Below are 17,856 nucleotides of genomic sequence, written 5' to 3' on the forward strand. Positions count from 1 at the left end.
GCGACCCGCACCGAGGCGGCGAGGATTGGCGGCGTGACGCTGCAGATCATCCGGGACTGGGTGATGCGGTTTAATGCGCGGGGGGCTGCCGGCCTGCTTGACGGCAAATCGCCAGGTCAACCCTCGAGGCTCAATGATGTGCAACGCCAGGCGATTGTGCGGATGATCGAGAGCGGCCCGATCCCGGCGATGCACGGTGTCGTTCGCTGGCGGCTGATCGATCTGTCGCAATGGGTATACGAGGAGTTCCGCATCACGGTCACCAAACAGACGCTGAGCCGGGAGCTTCGCGCGATGGGCTACCGCAAGCTCTCGGCCCGACCCCGCCATCATGCGCAAGCCGAGGGAGCCATCGAGGATTTTAAAAAAAGTTCCCAGCGCGCCTGGATGAAGTCGCGCGCGAAAAAGCGATCGACATCGGCAAGATAGAAATTTGGTTCCAGGACGAGGCTCGTATCGGCCAGAAGAACAAGATCACCCGCAGGTGGGCGAAGCGCGGCACTCGCCCGAGCGCGCCGCGGGATCAGCGAACCGCATCGACCTATATCTTCGGTGCCATCTGCCCGAAACAGGGCAAGGGCGCGGCTCTGATCCTGCCCTTCTGCAATACCGAAGCGATGAACCTACACCTCGCGGAAATCGCCAAGGCGGTCGCACCAGGAGCCCACGCCGTCCTCCTCGTCGATCAGGCCGGATGGCATCTGTCAGCACGATTGCTCATTCCCGCCAACATCACCATTCTCGCCCTGCCGCCGAAATGCCCTGAGCTCAATCCGGTTGAAAATATCTGGCAGTATATGCGCGAAAACTGGCTCTCGAACCGCGTCTTCAAATCCTACGACGATATCGTCGATCACTGCTGCTACGCCTGGAATACCCTTGTCGACCGACCCTGGAAGATCATGTCCATCGGACTGCGCCAATGGGCGCACGAGTTCTAATCAGTGAGACCGGTATAACCTGGAGGCCTTGTCGATTAGCTACGGAGTCCTCGCCCGGCTTCGATACTTGGCGGCTAGAGATGAAATCGAAGGTATCGGCGACTTGCGGATGTGGGGCTGGAGCGAAGTGCGGCTGAAGGACTAACTATCCGCCGTTCCAGAGGCTGATCGCAAAGCGCGTGCCGACGATCAAGAGGTACGCGCCGTAGCTGCGCTCCAGCGTTTTCTTCGACATTGCGTGCGCCACCCTCACCCCGAGCGGCGCCGTCAAAAGGCTCATCGGCATCACCAGCACGGCGCCAATCAGCGAGACGTAACCGAGCGCCAGCGGGAATTGCAGTGCCGCTACGCCCGGATAATGCGCCGCCGCCGGCCAACCGGCGTAGACATAGCCAATCGCGCCCGGAATGGAGACGAGCACGGCGATGGCGGAAGAGGTCGCAACGCCCTGATGGATCGGCCGGCCGTAAAAGGTCATCAGAAGGTTAGCAAATAGTCCGCCGCCGACCCCCATCAGGGTGGCCAGAAGGCCCACGCCTAGCCCGAAAATGCGCATCAACGGTCCCTTCGGCAGATCGTCGCCGAATTTCCAGCTTTCGCGGGCCGCCAACAGCCGCACGGCGGCGAAATAGGCCACCATTACGAATACGATCTTGAACAACCGCTCGGGCGCGTAACGCGCAATGACGCTGCCGGCGAGCACGCCGATCAGAATGGGCAGCCACCATGCCCGCAAGATGTCCTTGTCGATGGCGCCGCGGGCGTGATGGGCGCGATAGGAGCTGATCGAGGTCGGAATGATGATGGCAAGCGAGGTGCCGACGCAAAGCGGCATCCGAATCTCGAGCGGCACGCCGGCCAGCCGAAAACACTCGTAAAACACCGGCACCAGAATGGCGCCGCCACCGATTCCGAACACCCCGGCGAGAAATCCGGACAGCGCGCCGACCGCGACCAGCAAAACCGCCAGTTCGAGAACTTCCGAGACGTTAAGTCCCGCAATCGCCATCCCTCGTCCCCGCCCCGTCGCCGTGTTCATGAATCGTGCTTCAGGTATACCAGCCAACACACGCGCTCAGCCTTATCAATCCCCTGATGTGGTGGATCTGGCATTCGCTCCAGTCTCGCCTCGCCACCTCCGAGCGAATGACAGATCAAAAACCACATCAAAAGCTGATATTTGGCTGGTGCCCTACGGTTCTGACATTCGTAAAGAACCCTCCTCCGCACCAGCGAATGTCAGAACCGGGACAACAGCTAATGCAGGCCTCGTCTGAAGCGATGAACTGGCATTCGCAAACAGGGGGATTTCGTCATTGCACTGGCTGTTTCGACTTCGTAAATAGGAATCGTCTACCGCGATCCCCTCAAAGGGCCCCTCCCGGCGGCCCGCCAACCGTCAAAGCCACCGATGACCGCCAGGATCGAAAGACCACTTTCACCATTCCTAACCTATCGCTGGACCCTGACGATGGCGCTTTCCATCGTTCATCGCGCCACCGGTATTGCGCTGTATTTCGGCACGCTGTTGTTGGCCTGGTGGCTGATCGCCGCCGCCTCGGGCCCGGCGCCTTACGCCTACGTCCATGCCTTTATCGCCAGCATCTTCGGCCGCCTGATCGTGTTCGGTTACACCTGGGCGCTGATGCATCACGTGTTTAGCGGCATCCGGCATCTGGTCTGGGATCTCGGTTATGGCTTCAAGGCGAGTGAACGCGAAGCCATGACCTGGGGCGCGCTGATCGCCGGCATTTCGGCAACCGTTCTGCTCTGGATCGTGGCCTATGCCATCGGAGGCGGCCGATGAGCGCACCCGAGACGGTGAAATCGATGCGCACGCCGCTAGGCCGCGTTCGCAATCTCGGCGCCTCGCACTCCGGCACCACCGATTTCTGGCGCCAGCGCGTCACCGCGGTCGCCATGGTGCTGTTGACGGTGCCCGTCATCGTGGTGGTGATGATGTTGCTCGGCCGCAACCAGGCTGGCGCCGCGCAAATTCTCGGCTCGCCGCTGGTCGCGATCATCCTCCTGTTGTTCATCATCGCGAGCACATGGCACATGAAGATCGGAATGCAGGTGGTCATCGAGGACTATTTGCACCACGAACAGCTGAAGCTGGCCGCGATCATGGCCAATAACTTCTTCTCGTTCGCGGTCGCGCTGGCCTCGATCTACGCCATCCTCAAACTGTCATCCGGAGTGTAACGATGGCCGCTGGCGGAAACGGCTCGGCGAATGGCAAGGGTGGTCCGGCCACCAACGGCAAAGCCTATCCGATCGAAGACCATACCTATGACGTCGTGGTCGTGGGCGCCGGCGGCGCAGGCCTGCGCGCGGTGGTCGGTTGCAGCGAGGCGGGACTTCGCACCGCCTGCATCACCAAGGTATTTCCGACCCGCTCGCACACGGTAGCCGCCCAAGGCGGCATCTCCGCTGCGCTCGGCAACATGCACCCGGACGACTGGCGCTGGCATATGTACGACACCGTCAAGGGTTCGGACTGGCTCGGCGACCAGGACTCAATCGAATATATGGTGCGCAACGCGCCCGAGGCGGTTTACGAACTCGAACATTGGGGCGTGCCGTTCTCGCGCACCGAAGACGGCAAGATCTATCAGCGGCCGTTCGGCGGCATGACGCTGGACTATGGCAGGGGCCAGGCGCAGCGCACCTGCGCTGCCGCCGACCGTACCGGCCACGCCATGCTGCACACCATGTACGGCCAGGCGTTGCGCCACTCGGCCGAATTCTACATCGAGTTCTTCGCCATCGATCTGATCATGGACGACCAGGGCGTCTGCCGTGGCGTGATCGCGCTGAAGCTCGACGATGGCACGCTGCATCGTTTCCGCGCTCAGACCACGATTCTGGCGACCGGCGGCTATGGCCGCGCTTACGCCTCTTGCACCTCCGCCCACACCTGCACCGGCGATGGCGGCGCGATGGCGCTGCGGGCCGGGCTGCCGCTGCAGGACATGGAGTTCGTGCAATTTCATCCGACCGGGATTTACGGTTCGGGATGTCTCGTCACCGAAGGCGCGCGCGGCGAAGGCGGCTATCTCGTCAATTCGGAAGGCGAGCGCTTCATGGAGCGCTATGCGCCCTCCGCCAAGGACCTCGCCTCCCGCGACGTCGTTTCGCGCGCGATGACCATCGAGATCCGCGAAGGCCGCGGCGTCGGCAAGAAGAAAGACCACATCTTCCTGCACCTCGACCATCTCGATCCGAAGGTGCTGCACGAACGCCTGCCCGGCATCTCCGAATCGGCGAAGATCTTCGCCAATGTCGATGTCACGCGCGAGCCGATCCCGATCCTGCCGACCGTGCACTACAATATGGGCGGCATCCCGACCAATTTTCACGCCGAGGTGCTGACCAAGAAGGACGGCGACGACAACGCCGTGGTGCCCGGCCTGATGGCAATCGGCGAGGCGGCCTGCGTTTCGGTGCATGGCGCCAACCGCCTTGGCTCGAACTCGCTGATCGACCTCGTCGTGTTCGGCCGCGCGGCCGCGTTGCGCTGCGCGGAAAAACTCACCGTCAACGGCAAGCAGCCGGATCTACCTGCCGACTCCGCCGACAAGGCGCTGGGCCGGCTCGATCATTATCGTCAGGCCGCCGGCGCTACGCCCACTGCAAAGCTGCGCGAAAGCATGCAGTATGTGATGCAGAACAACTGTGCCGTGTTCCGCACCGGCGAGGTGCTGCATGAAGGTCAGAATCTGATTCACAAGGTGCATGGCGGGATCGGCGACATTTCGGTCAGCGACCGCTCGCTGATCTGGAACTCTGACCTGATCGAGACGCTCGAATTCGACAATCTGATCGTGCAGGCCGTGGTAACGATGGACTCGGCGGCAAATCGCACCGAGAGCCGCGGCGCGCATGCGCGGGAGGATTTTTCCGCCCGCGACGACAAGAACTGGATGAAGCACACGCTGGCATGGATCGACGAGCAGGGTAAGACCGCGATCGACTACCGTCCGGTGCACGACTACACCATGACCAACGACGTTCAATACATCCCGCCAAAGGCGCGGGTGTACTAATCAGGCGGTACAGATGGTTGAATTCGCCCTCCCAAAGAATTCGAGAATATCAGGCGGCAAGGTCTGGCCGGCGCCGGCCGGCGCCACCGAGACGCGCGAATTCAAGATCTATCGTTGGAACCCGGACGACGGCAAGAATCCCAGCGTCGACACCTATTATATCGATACGCACGATTGCGGTCCGATGGTGCTCGACGGCCTGATCTGGATCAAGAATCACATCGATCCGACGCTGACCTTCCGCCGCTCCTGCCGCGAAGGCGTCTGCGGCTCCTGCGCGATGAACATCGACGGCCAGAACACGCTGGCCTGCACCAAGTCGATGCATGACGTGAAGGACGGCGCGGTGAAGATCAATCCGCTGCCGCATCAGCCTGTGGTCAAGGACCTAGTGCCCGACCTCACCAATTTCTACGCGCAGTACGCCTCGATCGAGCCGTGGCTGAAGACCACCACGCCGACCCCGCAACGCGAATGGCGGCAAAGCCATGAGGACCGCGAAAAGCTCGACGGGCTCTACGAGTGCATTCTCTGCGCCTGCTGTTCGACCTCCTGCCCGAGCTATTGGTGGAACAGCGAACGCTTCCTGGGTCCGGCGGCACTGCTGCAAGCGACCCGCTGGATCACGGATTCGCGCGATGAAGCGACCGGCGAACGGCTCGACAATCTCGAAGATCCGTTCCGGCTCTATCGCTGTCACACCATCATGAACTGCGCCAAGGCCTGCCCGAAGGGTCTCAACCCCTCCGAGGCGATCGCCGAGCTCAAACTGAAGATGGTCGAACGGCAGGTTTAGCGCGCGCTTGGCCGGACCACGGCGGCGCTGAACGCAGGCTCCAAAAGCCGGCTGCGCGCTTCGTCACGAGGGTGGTGCCGGTTGATCCCCGACAATGATCCCAAACCGCCGCCTTTTGGCGCCTTTGCGCCGACGCCTGCGCAAGCGGCGATCATCGCGCTCGCGCATCGCTCTCGTCTCAAACGCGGAGCTTTTCGGCCGTGGTTGTCGCGTCTGATCAACCGGATCCGCCCCGGGCCGGTCGATGTCAACTATCATGGCGCGGCCTTTCGTTTGCATCATCAAGCCAGCGCCACGGAGTGCGGCGCGCTGTTCTATCCCGAATACAATCTCGAAGAGCTGGATTTTCTGCGGGCGCACACACCGGCGGGCGGTGTGTTCGTCGATGTCGGCGCCAATGTCGGCACCTACGCCATGGTTCTTGCCCGGCATGTCGGAACAAGCGGCAAGGTGATTGCCATCGAACCGCATCCGGTGACGTTTGGCCGACTCACCTTCAACCACGCCGCATCTACACTAACGCAGGTTCGGCTTGTCGCCGCAGCCGCGGCAGCCTCCGACGGCGAACTGATGATGCTGACCGACAGCCAAAATCTCGCCGCGAGCCATGTTGTCACCGGCGACGCCGACGGCCACACCATCAGGGTTGCCGCGTTGACGCTACAACGTATTCTTGACGAAGCCGCAGTTCACCACGTCGACACGCTGAAGATCGACGTGGAAGGCTATGAAGACCGCGTCCTCATCGGCTTTTTTGCGCGAGCTCCGGAAAGCCTGTGGCCGCGCGCGGTGGTGATAGAACATCTGTCGCGCAAAGAATGGCAGAACGACTGCATCGCCGACATGCAATCGCGTGGTTATGCCGAAGCCGGCAGGAACCGCAGCAACACCATGCTGGTGCGCGGCTCGTGAAATCGACTGGCAAATTCTCCGGGGAACATCGCATTGCCGGCGCCGTTAGCTCGTGAGAGCTTGCTGACGAAGAATGGCGATGTGATGCCGATCGACCCGACAGAAGATCCGCCGATTCAGCCGGGACGACCGGCTGAGCCGCCGCCGGAAAGCCCGCCTGGAAATCCTCAGCCTGAGATTCCTCCACCGGTGCACGAGCCCGGCGAGCCGCAACGGCCGGAGGAATTACCCGGCCAGACGCCGGAAGAATTGCCGGTGCGCGGACCGCAAACGCCAACCACGCCGCCGGCGCCGATGGATATCTGACCTATCGCGATGCTACATGTATCACCGCCATGCACGCGATCGATTCAACTTCCGGATCGAAATGGCGTTCTGAATACGTGATGAATGGCAGCCCGCGCGCATTGTGTCGCGGCTCGAATAAATCCGCGTTCCCGTTTGAAACCCGCCACAATCCGGCCTAACGCTTGTTCGTTGATCGTCGGCCGTTGCTGACCCGCTTCACCAATTTTCACGACCTCGCTTCAGAATTTTCCGCAGGACCCAAAGCACATGACACACCTGAGAATAGCGTTGCTTGCCACGACCGCATTGACGGCCATGCAACTGATCATGACCACCCCATCGCAGGCGCAGTCGGCGCCGATCGTGGTGGCACAGAAGGAAGAGCTGGGTCCTGACGGAAAGCCCAAGCAACCGCCTAAGCAACCTCCGAAAGCTGCTCCCCCTCCGGCACGTCCTGCGCCCCCGGCGCCCCCGCCGCGGCAGGCTCCGCCTCCCCCGCCACCGCACCCGGCCGCGCCCCCACCTCCTCCACCACCGCACCCGGCTGCACCACCGCCTCCTCCGCCGCAACATCCGGCTGCGCCTCCCCCGCCGCCACCTCCGCACCCGGCTGCACCGACCCCACCGCATTCGGCTACGCCACCTGCGCCGCCGTCTCCACCGCCGGCCGCCGCGCCGCAAGAACGCGGACGGGAGCTGGAGCGCGAGAAGATGACGCCGCCCCCGGCGCGCCCCGGCCAGCCGTCGGCATCGCCAACGACGCCAGCCACTCCGCCTACGGGCGCCCCTGCCGCACCACGTGCTGCACCGGGTTCGGTGGCGCCCAATGCCGCACCCGCCACAGCCCCTGGCGGAGGCCAGACCGCGTTGCCACCGAACGCCGCACCGCCGGTGCGCCGGCAGCCGCCGGCCGTCACGGCGCCGATCCCGGTGGTGCCGCGCGCGGCGCAAGCGCTTACGCCGATTGCGCCCGGTGCCGCAGCGCCCGGCCCGCGCCGGCTTGAGGATTTCCGGGCTCAGCGCCAGGAGAGCGACCAGGGCGGCCGCAAGGTCTTCACCGAACCGGGCCGCGTGATCGTGGTCGACCCGAGCGGTCAGTCCTTCATTCGCCACGACGAAGAGCAACGTTTCCGCTTCGGCGCCCGCGACATTCAGACCCAACAGGTCGGCGGCGAAACCCGCACGGTCGTGTTCCGTCCCGACGGCTCGCAGATCATCACGGTCGTCGGCCCCGATGGGGGATTGCTGCGCCGGATTCGCCGCGACCGCGACGGTCGCGAGATCATCATCATCGACAACGGCTTCCGCGATCCGGGCGCCATCGGCAGTTTCTATGTCGATCTGCCACCACCGGTGATCCGGATTCCCTACGACCGCTACATCGTGGAGGCCGACGTTGCGGGACCGGACGTGATCTACGAAACCCTGGAAGCCCCGCCGGTGGACCGGATCGAGCGGCGCTTTACGCTCGACGAAATCCGCTACAGCCCGTCAGTGCGCATGCTGATGCCGAGCATCGATCTCAACACCATCAACTTCGAGACCGGGTCGTGGGAAATTCCCCCCGACCAGGCGGCGAGGTTGCAGGCGATTGCAGACGGCCTCAACCGGGCGATCGCGCGCAACCCGCGCGAGGTGTTCCTGATCGAGGGTCACACCGACGCGGTCGGCAACCCCGTCGACAACCTGTCGCTGTCGGATCGCCGCGCCGAGTCCGCTGCCGAATTGCTGACCCAGCAATTCGGAGTGCCGGCGGAAAACCTGACTTCACAGGGTTACGGCGCGCAATATCTGAAGGAGCAGACCGACGGACCGAGCCATATCAACCGGCGCGTCACCGTCCGCCGCATCACGCCGCTGCTCAATGGCGGGGTGGCGTCGTTGCCGCCGCCGCCGCCCGGCATCGCGCCGCCGCGCTGAGCGAGACGCATCAATGCAAAATGGCCGGGATCACTCCCGGCCATTTTCGTTGATGGCATGCTGGCGCGCTCTTAATCCTTGTCGCTTTCGATCCTGGGAATCGGCGAGCCCTCCCCGATCGAGATCAAACCGGCGTCTGCGTAGATACCGAGCTTGGCGCGCGTGTCGGCGATATCGAGGTTGCGCATGGTCAACTGGCCGATCCGATCGGCCGGCGTGAACGCTGCGTCTTCCACCTTCTCCATGCTCAGCCGCTCCGGCTGATAGGTGAGGTTCGGGCTCTCGGTGTTCAGGATCGAGTAGTCGTTGCCACGGCGCAGCTCGAGCGTCACTTCTCCAGTAATGGCGCGAGCGACCCAGCGCTGGGCGGTTTCGCGCAGCATCAGCGCCTGGGAATCGAACCATCGCCCCTGATAGAGCAACCGACCGAGACGCAAACCGCCGATCCGATACTCCTCGATGGTGTCCTGGTTGTGGATGCCGCTGATCAGGCGCTCATAGACGATGTGCAGCAGCGCCATGGCAGGCGCTTCGTAGATACCCCGGCTCTTGGCCTCGATGATCCGGTTTTCGATCTGGTCGCTCATGCCGAGGCCGTGGCGGCCACCGATGGCATTGGCCTCGAGGAACAGCGCGACCGGATCGGTGAAGGTCTGGCCGTTCAGCGCAACGGGCTGGCCTTCGACCAAGCGCACGACGACCTTCTCGGCCTTGACGGCACAGTCGTCGCGCCAGAACGGGACGCCCATGATCGGATTGACGATCTTGATGCCGCTGTCGAGACTTTCGAGATCCTTGGCCTCGTGAGTCGCACCGAGAAGATTGCTGTCGGTCGAATAGGCCTTTTCGGCGCTCATCTTGTAAGCGAATCCGCTAGCCGTCATGAACGCCGACATTTCCGCGCGGCCGCCCAGTTCGTCGATGAACTGCTGGTCGAGCCAGGGCTTGTAAATTTTCAGGCTCGGATTTGTCAGCAGGCCGTAACGATAGAACCGCTCGATATCGTTGCCTTTGAAGGTCGAGCCGTCGCCCCAGATGTTGACGCCGTCCTCCTTCATCGCCGACACCAGCATCGTGCCGGTGACGGCGCGGCCGAGCGGCGTGGTGTTGAAATAGGTGGCGCCGCCGGTTGTGATGTGGAACGCGCCGGCCTGGATGGCGGCGATCCCTTCGTGGACCAGCTGCGTGCGGCAATCGACCAGCCGGGCCTTCTCGGCGCCGAACTCCAGCGCTTTTCGCGGAATCTCATCGTAGTCGGCCTCGTCAGGCTGGCCGAGATTGGCGGTGTAGGCAAAGACGCGCGCGCCCTTTTGCTTCATCCACAACAGCGCCGCGCTGGTGTCGAGACCTCCCGAGAAAGCGATGCCGACTTTCTCGCCTGTGGGCAGGCTTTTCAGGATCGTACTCATTAAACTTCCAATCGGTCGAATTCAGATGCTGGTGCGCGAATATCAAATTTCGCAAAGACCCGCACGTGTTATCAGCGGTTAACGCTTACGCGGAAGGAGCCGGGCCTACTTCGCGCCCCAACCAGCGTCGACGGAGGCGATAGCCCGGCCAGGCGAACCTTGTCAGCGCGCCGTCGATCCGCTCATCCGACAGGCGCGTGCGGGACCAGCGATAAATATAGCCGTAGGCGAGCCAGATCACCAGAAAGGTCACCAGGCCTGCGATCGCGACATCGGTGAAGAAGTGCCCACCGAACGCCATTCGCAGCCCGCTCGTCGTCACGCCGAACAACGTCGCGGCGGTATAAGCGAGCGGCCGCCAGGCCGCCGGCGCCAGGCTTGCGGGCGCGTAAGCCCAGAACGCGGTCGCGCCTTCGCCGGAGAAGAACGAGCAATTGCGTGCGCAGCCGCCGCGCGGGTCCCACCACGCGACAAACTCTTTGTCGCCGTTGAACTGGGTCACCACCACCGGACGCGGCCGGCCCCAATAGCTCTTGAAGGTGAGGTTGGTGAGCACACCAGCGGAAAGCGTGAGCGTAAGCAGAAGAAAGACTACCGCCCGCCCCGACATCAACAGCGGCCGATCCGGCCGTACCAGTTTCACGATCAGGGCAACGATAGCCGGCAGTGCCAGACCCCAGGCGATGACCATCGCGCCGTCGCGGGCGATCGCGGCAAGCGCATTGAGCTTCAATGGAAACGATCGCGAGCTCTCGTCGTAAAACCACGCGGCGAGTTTCAGATCGAGTTCGGGATAGATCCCGAACAGCAATCCGACAGCAAGCGCGAGCGAAAGCGCGATAATCAGGCCGGTTCGGTTCATGGCGCGGGGTTTAGCCGAGACGGCGGATGATGAAAAGACACCCTCACGCTCACGGCGAAGGCGACTGCGACGGCATCGGCGGCGGAAGCCGGGGCGGGGGCGGCGGTACGCGCCAGGCACCGGCATTGCGGCCGGCGATCATCCAGTAGACCACGCCGGCGAGGATGCCGGCGCCGGTCATGATTTCCAGATGCCGGCGCACGATGCCTTCGAACCGGAGCTGTTCGGCGTCGAAGGGAACCAGGCCCAAATAGCAGGCAAGGCCGACGATACCGCCGCCGACCGCATAGGTCAGCGCGCTGCGGATATGGAAGGCTTCCGTGATCAGCACCACGATCATCGCCGGCAGCAGCGCAAAGCCGCTGACAAAGATGAAGCCGAAGCCGAGCATGATGTTCAGCGCGCCGGGATCGACCGGACCTGCGCCCAGATCGGAGAATTCAGGAAACAGGATCGCAACAACCACGACCATGCCGGCCACAAAGCACGCGGCGAGGAACGCAAACAGAATGACGAACAACCGGCCGATCAGCGCCACGACGGAGCACCGCCGTAACCGTCATTGCGAGGAGCAAAGCGACGAAGCCATCCAGAATCCTGCCTCAGCTCTGGATTGCTTCGGCGGAGCCTGTCATCGGGCGCGCATTCGCGCGACCCGTTGGCTCGCCATGACGACCCGATTTGCCGCTGCATCAATTTACTCAATCCGTCATCGCCATCGCGCGCAACGCCTGCCGCTCGCGCGCCGACAGTTTTTCGGTCTCCGACTTCAGCTGACCACAGGCGGCCAGGATGTCGCGGCCGCGCGGCGTGCGCACCGGCGACGAGTAGCCGGCATTGAAGATGTATTCGGAGAATTTCTCGATCTGCTGCCAGTCGGAGCATTCATAGGCCGTGCCAGGCCACGGGTTGAACGGGATCAGGTTGATCTTGGCCGGAATCCCCTTCAGCAGTTTCACCAAAAGCTTGGCGTCATCGAGGGAATCGTTGACGCCCTTGAGCATCACATATTCGAAGGTGATGCGCCGCGCATTGGAAGCGCCCGGATAATCGCGGCAGGCCTGCAGCAATTCGGCGATCGGATATTTGCGATTGAGCGGCACCAGTTCGTTGCGCAATTCGTCGCGCACTGCATGCAGCGAGATCGCGAGCATGACGCCGATTTCCTCGCCGGTCCGCACGATGTTGGGCACCACGCCCGAGGTCGACAGCGTGATACGGCGGCGGGAAATGCCGATGCCTTCGTTGTCGGCGACAATGAGGAGCGCGTCGCGTACCGCCTCGAAATTGTACAAGGGCTCGCCCATGCCCATCATCACGACATTGGTGACGAGGCGGTTGCCATTGGGCGTCTCGCGGTCGATCCAGTCATTCAGCCGATCACGCGCCACCATGATCTGGCCGACGATTTCGTCGGCCGTGAGGTTGCGCACCAGGCGCTGCGTGCCGGTATGACAGAACGAGCAGTTCAGCGTGCAGCCGACCTGCGATGAGACGCAGAGCGTGCCGCGATCGGTTTCCGGAATATAGACGCACTCGACCTCGTGCGCTTTTTCCAGACTGTCGCCGCTCGGCAGGCGCAACAGCCATTTGCGGGTGCCGTCATTGGAGATCTGCTCCGCCACCACTTCGGGCCGCGCGACCGTGAAATGCTGCTCGAGTTCCTTGCGCATGTCCTTGGAGATAGAGGTCATCGCCTCGAAGCTCTGCGCGCCGCGGACATACATCCAGTGCCAAAGCTGCTGCACGCGCATCTTGCGCTGCGCCGGCGCGACGCCGATCTCGCCGAGCTTTGCCGCAATCTCCTCGCGCGACAGTCCGATCAGCGAAGGCAGTGCCGGTGGCACGTAGGCCTCCAGCGGCACCTTTTCCAAGGGGACATTGGCAGAGGGGCTGATTTGGCTGGGACTATCCGTCGTCATCTCGATCATGGCCCATCAAATAGGCCTTCCCGGAGCGGCTGGAAAGACATCAATGCAGTATTAGCGGGATCGAAAACTAGCGCCGGCAGTCCTGCGCGACCCGGTCGAGTGCCTGGGAAAGCCCCTTCAGCGAGAACACGTCGATGGTCTCGGTCCCCTTGGCGGAGACGCCCTTGACCGTGACATCGGCGGCCTTGCGCATGGCATCGACCATCCGCTCCTCTTCGGCCGCATTCTTGATCCAGAGGCCGTCGCCTTGCGTATACATCGCGTAGGAAGCGCCCCCGACCTCGATCGTCGATTCCGACCCCGGCTTCAGGACGTAGCCGATCATGATCGAAACCTCATTGACGACCTTTTCCGCCGGGCGTGTGGAGATGAAGGCGTAGGCCGGATCGCGCGGCCGGTTCGGCGGATTGGTCTTCGAGGAAGAGGGTTTTGCCAGCGCAAAACACACTTTCTTGCCGTTCGGTGTCGCCATATAGGCGCCCCAGATGCCGTATTGGCCGATCAGGGCCGGCTCGGTACCGCCTGCGGCGGCTACTTCCGGCTTGGCCGGCGCGGACTTCGCAGCGGCTTTCGGGTTCGCCTGCGCCAGCGCATGGTTGACGGATGCGCACAAGAGCGCCGCCAAAATTGAAGCTGTCAGCATACCCCGCACGAACATCGCCGAATCTGGTCCCTCATCATTGTGACTGGAAGATGGCCCGGCAACGCATGATCACAGCAGTGATGGATAGCGGGTAAGAGCCTGATTCGGAAGGCAGTTGGACCATGGCGCGCAGCACGATTTACCCGCTAGTACCCCGCTTCGACATTCGCTACGAATGCCTTTCCGAACTTCAGGTGCGACCATGAAAGCCATTCTCTGCTCGCAATATTGCGGCCCCGACGATCTCGTCCTGACGGACGTGGCTGATCCCGTGGCCGGCCCCGGCGAAGCCGTGATCGCGATCAAATCCGCGGCGTTGAATTTCTTCGACCTCCTGATGATCCAGGGCAAATACCAGATCAAGCCGCCATTCCCGTTTTCACCGGCCGCCGAAGTGGCCGGCGTGATCGAGAGCGTCGGCAGCGGCGTCAGCGACCTCAAGCCCGGCGATCGCGTCATCGCCTCCTGCGGCCACAATGGGGCGCGCGAAAAGATCGCTCTGCCGGCGAATGCCATGGTCAAGATTCCCGCGGACCTCGATTTCGATCGCGCCGCCGGCGTCATTATAACCTATGGCACCGCGCTGCATGCGCTGGAGGATCGCGCCAGCCCGAAACGCGGCGAGACGCTTGCGGTGCTGGGCGCGGCCGGCGGCACGGGACTCGCGGCTTGCGAACTCGGCAAGCTGCTCGGTCTGAAAGTCATTGCCTGCGCATCGTCAGATGAAAAGCTCGAATTCGCCAAGGCGCACGGCGCTGAGCTCGGTTTGAATTACGCCCAGGAAGACCTCAAGCAGGGTCTGCGCCGGCTCACCGGCGGCAAGGGCGTCGACATTATTTTCGATCCGGTCGGCAGCCACTATGCCGAAGCGGCGCTGCGATCGATCGCCTGGGAAGGCCGCTTTCTGGTGATCGGCTTTGCCGCCGGCGACATTCCGAAAATGCCGTTGAACCTCGCGCTGTTGAAGGGCTGCGATATCAGGGGCGTGTTCTGGGGCGCATGGGCACGACTCAATCCGGACAAGAATCGCGCCAATCTTCAACGGCTGGTGCAATGGGCAGCGGAAGGCAAAATCTCTTCCCATGTCGATCGCACCTTTCCGCTCGCGCAGACCGCGGACGCGCTCAAGGTGCTGGCAGGCCGCAAAGCCATGGGGAAAGTAATCCTGCATCCTTGACGTTAACCTCCGTGACGTTTAGGTGACGCCATTCGTGATGGTTAAGCGACGCGAGCGCGTTTAAACCGCCATGGGCGAGCGAATTTGTGCAATCTTGAGGCAAGTTTCGGTGTTCGCCACCGGTTTTTCTTATTTTGGCCGCTAACTGGCCACGGGTCTTGCCGTAGCGCTGCACCAAAATGCCTAAATAAAATCAAGATATCTCCCAAGTTGAGATCGTGAATGTCGCTTTTTGGGCGGATTCAAAATGCGTTTTATCAATCCTTAGTAGTGGCGGGCAGGGGCCGATAAACTGATGCCGGCATGCCCGATGTTGCGTAGTAGCGGGAGGCATCACAATGGCTCAGGAGACGCGGAACGGTCGTCCGTATGATACTCCGTATGAATCGAACTACGCTTCATACGAAGACCAATATGCCGAACCAGTCGATCTCGACGCGTTCGGTTCGCAGTTAAGATCACATCATCCCGCGCGGTCGGTCGCGACACGCGATGAATTTCTCCCAGAAGATTCCGTTCCGCTGTTTTTGTCCGGCGCGGACGACGAACTTCGGTCATCGAAGTTCGGCCGCCCACGGAAAAGCGGATCCCGCCTATTGAAGACTGCGGCGTTTGCGGCTGCGGCGTTGGTCGCCACCTTCGTGGCCGTCAAAAATCCCTTCACCGTCTTTGCCAACGCGACAGCGTCACTGATCGGATCCTCCTCGGATAGCCGATCGGCACCGCCCCCTGTGACACCGCCTCAGCAGGTCGCAGCCGTCGCTGCGGCCACCGCGCCGGCGGCAATCGCGGCCACCCCGGCTCAGGCATCGCTCCCGGCCCAACTGCCATCGCGCGATGAAATCGCCCTGGCGCTCAAGACGGCGCATCAGAACCAGGCGCCGGAGGTCCAGCAGCCTGCCGTGGCAGCTGCAGCGCCGGCATCCGTTGCACCCGTTGCACCGCCGGTGCGGCGGATGGACAGTGGCGAACTCGCCGCACTGATGACCCGGGCAAAGACCTTCCTCGCGTCAGGCGACATCCCGCCTGCCCGCCTGCTCCTGGAGCGTGCGGCGGAAGCGCAGGAGGCGAGCGCGGCGTTGATGCTGGCGCAGACCTACGACCCCACGGTGCTGGGAACGCAGGATATCCGCAACATCACACCGGATCCGGCCCTGGCACGCAGCTGGTATCAGCGCGCCGCTCAACTCGGTTCGGTGGACGCGCAGCGGCGTCTCAGTCAATTGCAATAATCGACTTCATTCAGGGGTAGGACAAATGCGACGTTTGATTGGTATGGCACTCGTTGCCACGATGATGGCGCTTGGGTTGGCGGCTCGCGCCGAGGAGAGCATCGTTGATCCGGCGAAGGTTTCGGACAGCCTCAAGGCCATCTTCCAGTTCGGCTCGGCGCAGACCAAGCAGGCGTTAAATCAGAACACGGTGACGCTGATCACCGGCACAATTGGCGGCACCTATGTGCAGTTTGGCGCCGACCTTGCCTCCGTGCTCGACGACGGAAACAAGTTGCGCGTACTTCCGATCGTCGGGCGCGGCTCCGTTCAAAGCGTCGCCGACATCCTGTTCCTGCAAGGCGTCGATATCGGCATCGTTCGCGCCGACACGCTCGACTATCTGGAGCGCAAGGGTTTTGCGAAAGACATCAAGAAGCAGTTCACCTATGTGACCAAGCTCTACAACGAGGAAATGCAGATCATTGCGCCCAAGTCCGTCAACAGCCTGAGGGACCTTGAAGGCAAGACGGTCAGCGTCGACCTGCCGAATGGCTCTACCTTTGTCACCGTGTTGACGGTGGCCGACCGGCTCGGGATGAAGGCGAACTGGGTCTACATCGAACAGCGTATCGCGATGGAGAAACTGAAGGCCGGCGAAGTCGACGCCGTGATCGTGGTCGGCGGCAAGCCGTACAAGTCGGTTTCGAACTTCGGCAATGACGGCCGCTTCCATCTGGTGAAGGTGGACTATGAAAAGCCGCTGCAGGGCGACTATCTGCCGGCCACACTGACCTCGAAAGACTATCCGAACCTGATCGCGGAAGGCGAGAAGGTCGACACGATCGCAGTGCCGGCGTTGCTCGCGGCCTATAATTGGGCGCCGAACACCGACCGCTACCGCAAGCTGGCGGTGTTCGTGGATTACTTCTTCACGAAATTCCCGCAGTTCCAGAACCCGCCGTTCCACCCGAAGTGGAAAGAGGTTTCGCTCGCCGCGCCGCTCGCCGGCTGGACCCGACTGCCGGCTGCCCAGCAGTGGCTCGATACGCACGGGATTGAGCCTGTTTCCCGCGGCCGGTTTGACGACTTCCTGAAGCAGAGCTCGGCGGCCGGAAAGCTGCCGGCCGACACCGACAAGGAAACGCTGTTCAAGCAGTTCAAGGCCTGGGAGGCCGAGCAAAATGCCCGCGCCCAGGCGCAGGTACCGGCAAAGCCGAGAGCGCAATAGACAAACATACGATAAGACAGGGAAGAGCGGATGAGGGCCTGAACGTGATCTTCACGTCAGGCCCTTGCCGTTTGATCGATCCTGCCCGATCAGAATTTCATCAGGCTTCGACGATCCGCTGCAACCGGGCGCGCGCCGCCTCACGATGTTCCGGCGTGATATGGGCCGCCACGAGACGAATCGCGGTCGCCAGCACCGCAGCATCGTCGGTGAAACCGAGCACCGGCAACATGTCCGGAATGAAGTCGAACGGCAGGATGAAATAAGCGATCGCGCCGAGCAGCGCCGCCTGGACATGGCGTGGCGTCTTCGAATCGAAGGTGCAGTAATAGGCGCTGAGCAAATCCTCAGCGAACGGCAGGCTGGCTGCGACGCGCTTGAACTTGGCCCAGAAGCGCTTGCGAACGCTCTCCGGATCCTTGGCCAGCCGATCCGCCGGATCGAATCCGACCGTATGTTGCGAAATCATGACCCGCGCTCCTTCGA

17 protein-coding genes and 1 pseudogene are annotated in these 17,856 nt (G+C 62.4%); 11 read left to right on the forward strand and 7 right to left on the reverse strand.

Translation table 11 applies throughout. The features are described 5' to 3' along the window. Nucleotides 1-941: pseudogene (locus ABSE61_RS03375) on the forward strand (IS630 family transposase); the annotation flags it as partial. 145 nt (nucleotides 942-1,086) lie between these two features. Here the strand turns inward: ABSE61_RS03375 and ABSE61_RS03380 are convergent. Further along, nucleotides 1,087-1,980 carry a sulfite exporter TauE/SafE family protein gene (locus tag ABSE61_RS03380; protein ID WP_423869662.1) on the reverse strand — a complete coding sequence of 298 codons (894 nt, stop codon included), beginning with the start codon at nucleotides 1,978-1,980 and terminating at the stop codon, nucleotides 1,087-1,089. A gap of 372 nt (nucleotides 1,981-2,352) precedes the next feature. Here ABSE61_RS03380 and sdhC point away from each other — a divergent pair, with 372 nt between their 5' ends. The 7 genes from sdhC (at nucleotide 2,353) to ABSE61_RS03415 (ending at nucleotide 8,906) form a co-directional block, all read left to right on the forward strand. After that, entirely contained in the window at nucleotides 2,353-2,748 is a 396-nt protein-coding gene (gene sdhC / locus ABSE61_RS03385) for a succinate dehydrogenase, cytochrome b556 subunit (RefSeq protein ID WP_423869663.1), read from the forward strand. Nucleotides 2,749-2,771: 23 nt separating this feature from the next. After that, nucleotides 2,772-3,146 carry a succinate dehydrogenase, hydrophobic membrane anchor protein gene (gene sdhD / locus ABSE61_RS03390; protein WP_423869962.1) on the forward strand — a complete coding sequence of 125 codons (375 nt, stop codon included), beginning with the start codon at nucleotides 2,772-2,774 and terminating at the stop codon, nucleotides 3,144-3,146. 2 nt (nucleotides 3,147-3,148) lie between these two features. Next, a complete protein-coding gene (gene sdhA, locus ABSE61_RS03395) occupies nucleotides 3,149-4,990 on the forward strand; it encodes a succinate dehydrogenase flavoprotein subunit (RefSeq protein ID WP_423869664.1) in 1,842 nt (613 codons plus the stop codon). Between the two features lie 13 nt (nucleotides 4,991-5,003). Continuing rightward, a complete protein-coding gene (locus ABSE61_RS03400) occupies nucleotides 5,004-5,786 on the forward strand; it encodes a succinate dehydrogenase iron-sulfur subunit (protein ID WP_423869665.1) in 783 nt (260 codons plus the stop codon). An 81-nt stretch (nucleotides 5,787-5,867) separates the two neighbouring features. Then, nucleotides 5,868-6,698: an FkbM family methyltransferase gene (locus tag ABSE61_RS03405; protein WP_423869666.1), complete on the forward strand. Its 831-nt coding sequence runs from the start codon at nucleotides 5,868-5,870 to the stop codon at nucleotides 6,696-6,698. 84 nt (nucleotides 6,699-6,782) lie between these two features. Next, nucleotides 6,783-7,004, forward strand: a complete 222-nt coding sequence (locus ABSE61_RS03410) for a hypothetical protein (RefSeq protein WP_423869963.1) — start codon at nucleotides 6,783-6,785, stop codon at nucleotides 7,002-7,004. A gap of 249 nt (nucleotides 7,005-7,253) precedes the next feature. Continuing rightward, nucleotides 7,254-8,906, forward strand: a complete 1,653-nt coding sequence (locus ABSE61_RS03415) for an OmpA family protein (RefSeq protein WP_423869667.1) — start codon at nucleotides 7,254-7,256, stop codon at nucleotides 8,904-8,906. A 71-nt stretch (nucleotides 8,907-8,977) separates the two neighbouring features. On the opposite strand, the gene argG is transcribed toward ABSE61_RS03415, so the two are convergent. The 5 genes from argG to ABSE61_RS03440 form a co-directional block, all read right to left on the reverse strand. Then, complete coding sequence (gene argG / locus ABSE61_RS03420; RefSeq protein ID WP_423869668.1) at nucleotides 8,978-10,315, reverse strand: argininosuccinate synthase; 1,338 nt, start codon at nucleotides 10,313-10,315, stop codon at nucleotides 8,978-8,980. An 85-nt stretch (nucleotides 10,316-10,400) separates the two neighbouring features. After that, the gene (locus tag ABSE61_RS03425; protein WP_423869669.1) at nucleotides 10,401-11,177 is read right to left on the reverse strand and encodes a phosphatase PAP2 family protein; all 777 of its coding nucleotides are present in this window, start codon (nucleotides 11,175-11,177) and stop codon (nucleotides 10,401-10,403) included. 49 nt (nucleotides 11,178-11,226) lie between these two features. Next, nucleotides 11,227-11,715, reverse strand: coding sequence for a hypothetical protein (locus ABSE61_RS03430; protein ID WP_423869670.1), 489 nt, complete (start codon nucleotides 11,713-11,715; stop codon nucleotides 11,227-11,229). A 163-nt stretch (nucleotides 11,716-11,878) separates the two neighbouring features. After that, on the reverse strand, nucleotides 11,879-13,099 hold the full coding sequence (gene rlmN / locus ABSE61_RS03435; RefSeq protein WP_423869964.1) for a dual-specificity RNA methyltransferase RlmN: 1,221 nt from the start codon (nucleotides 13,097-13,099) through the stop codon (nucleotides 11,879-11,881). A gap of 76 nt (nucleotides 13,100-13,175) precedes the next feature. Further along, on the reverse strand, nucleotides 13,176-13,751 hold the full coding sequence (locus tag ABSE61_RS03440) for an invasion associated locus B family protein (RefSeq protein WP_423869671.1): 576 nt from the start codon (nucleotides 13,749-13,751) through the stop codon (nucleotides 13,176-13,178). A gap of 202 nt (nucleotides 13,752-13,953) precedes the next feature. On the opposite strand from ABSE61_RS03440, the gene ABSE61_RS03445 reads away from it, so the two are divergent. The 3 genes from ABSE61_RS03445 (at nucleotide 13,954) to ABSE61_RS03455 (ending at nucleotide 17,370) form a co-directional block, all read left to right on the forward strand. Beyond that, nucleotides 13,954-14,928: an NADPH:quinone oxidoreductase family protein gene (locus ABSE61_RS03445; protein WP_423869672.1), complete on the forward strand. Its 975-nt coding sequence runs from the start codon at nucleotides 13,954-13,956 to the stop codon at nucleotides 14,926-14,928. A 596-nt stretch (nucleotides 14,929-15,524) separates the two neighbouring features. Next, nucleotides 15,525-16,160 carry a hypothetical protein gene (locus ABSE61_RS03450; protein WP_423869673.1) on the forward strand — a complete coding sequence of 212 codons (636 nt, stop codon included), beginning with the start codon at nucleotides 15,525-15,527 and terminating at the stop codon, nucleotides 16,158-16,160. Nucleotides 16,161-16,185: 25 nt separating this feature from the next. After that, the gene (locus tag ABSE61_RS03455) at nucleotides 16,186-17,370 is read left to right on the forward strand and encodes a TAXI family TRAP transporter solute-binding subunit (protein WP_423869674.1); all 1,185 of its coding nucleotides are present in this window, start codon (nucleotides 16,186-16,188) and stop codon (nucleotides 17,368-17,370) included. 100 nt (nucleotides 17,371-17,470) lie between these two features. Here the strand turns inward: ABSE61_RS03455 and ABSE61_RS03460 are convergent, their stop codons facing one another. Beyond that, the gene (locus tag ABSE61_RS03460; RefSeq protein ID WP_423869675.1) at nucleotides 17,471-17,839 is read right to left on the reverse strand and encodes a YkvA family protein; all 369 of its coding nucleotides are present in this window, start codon (nucleotides 17,837-17,839) and stop codon (nucleotides 17,471-17,473) included. Nucleotides 17,840-17,856 lie beyond the last annotated feature (17 nt).

Origin of the sequence: Bradyrhizobium sp., from assembly GCF_049519115.1 — a bacterium.
GTDB lineage: Bacteria > Pseudomonadota > Alphaproteobacteria > Rhizobiales > Xanthobacteraceae > Bradyrhizobium.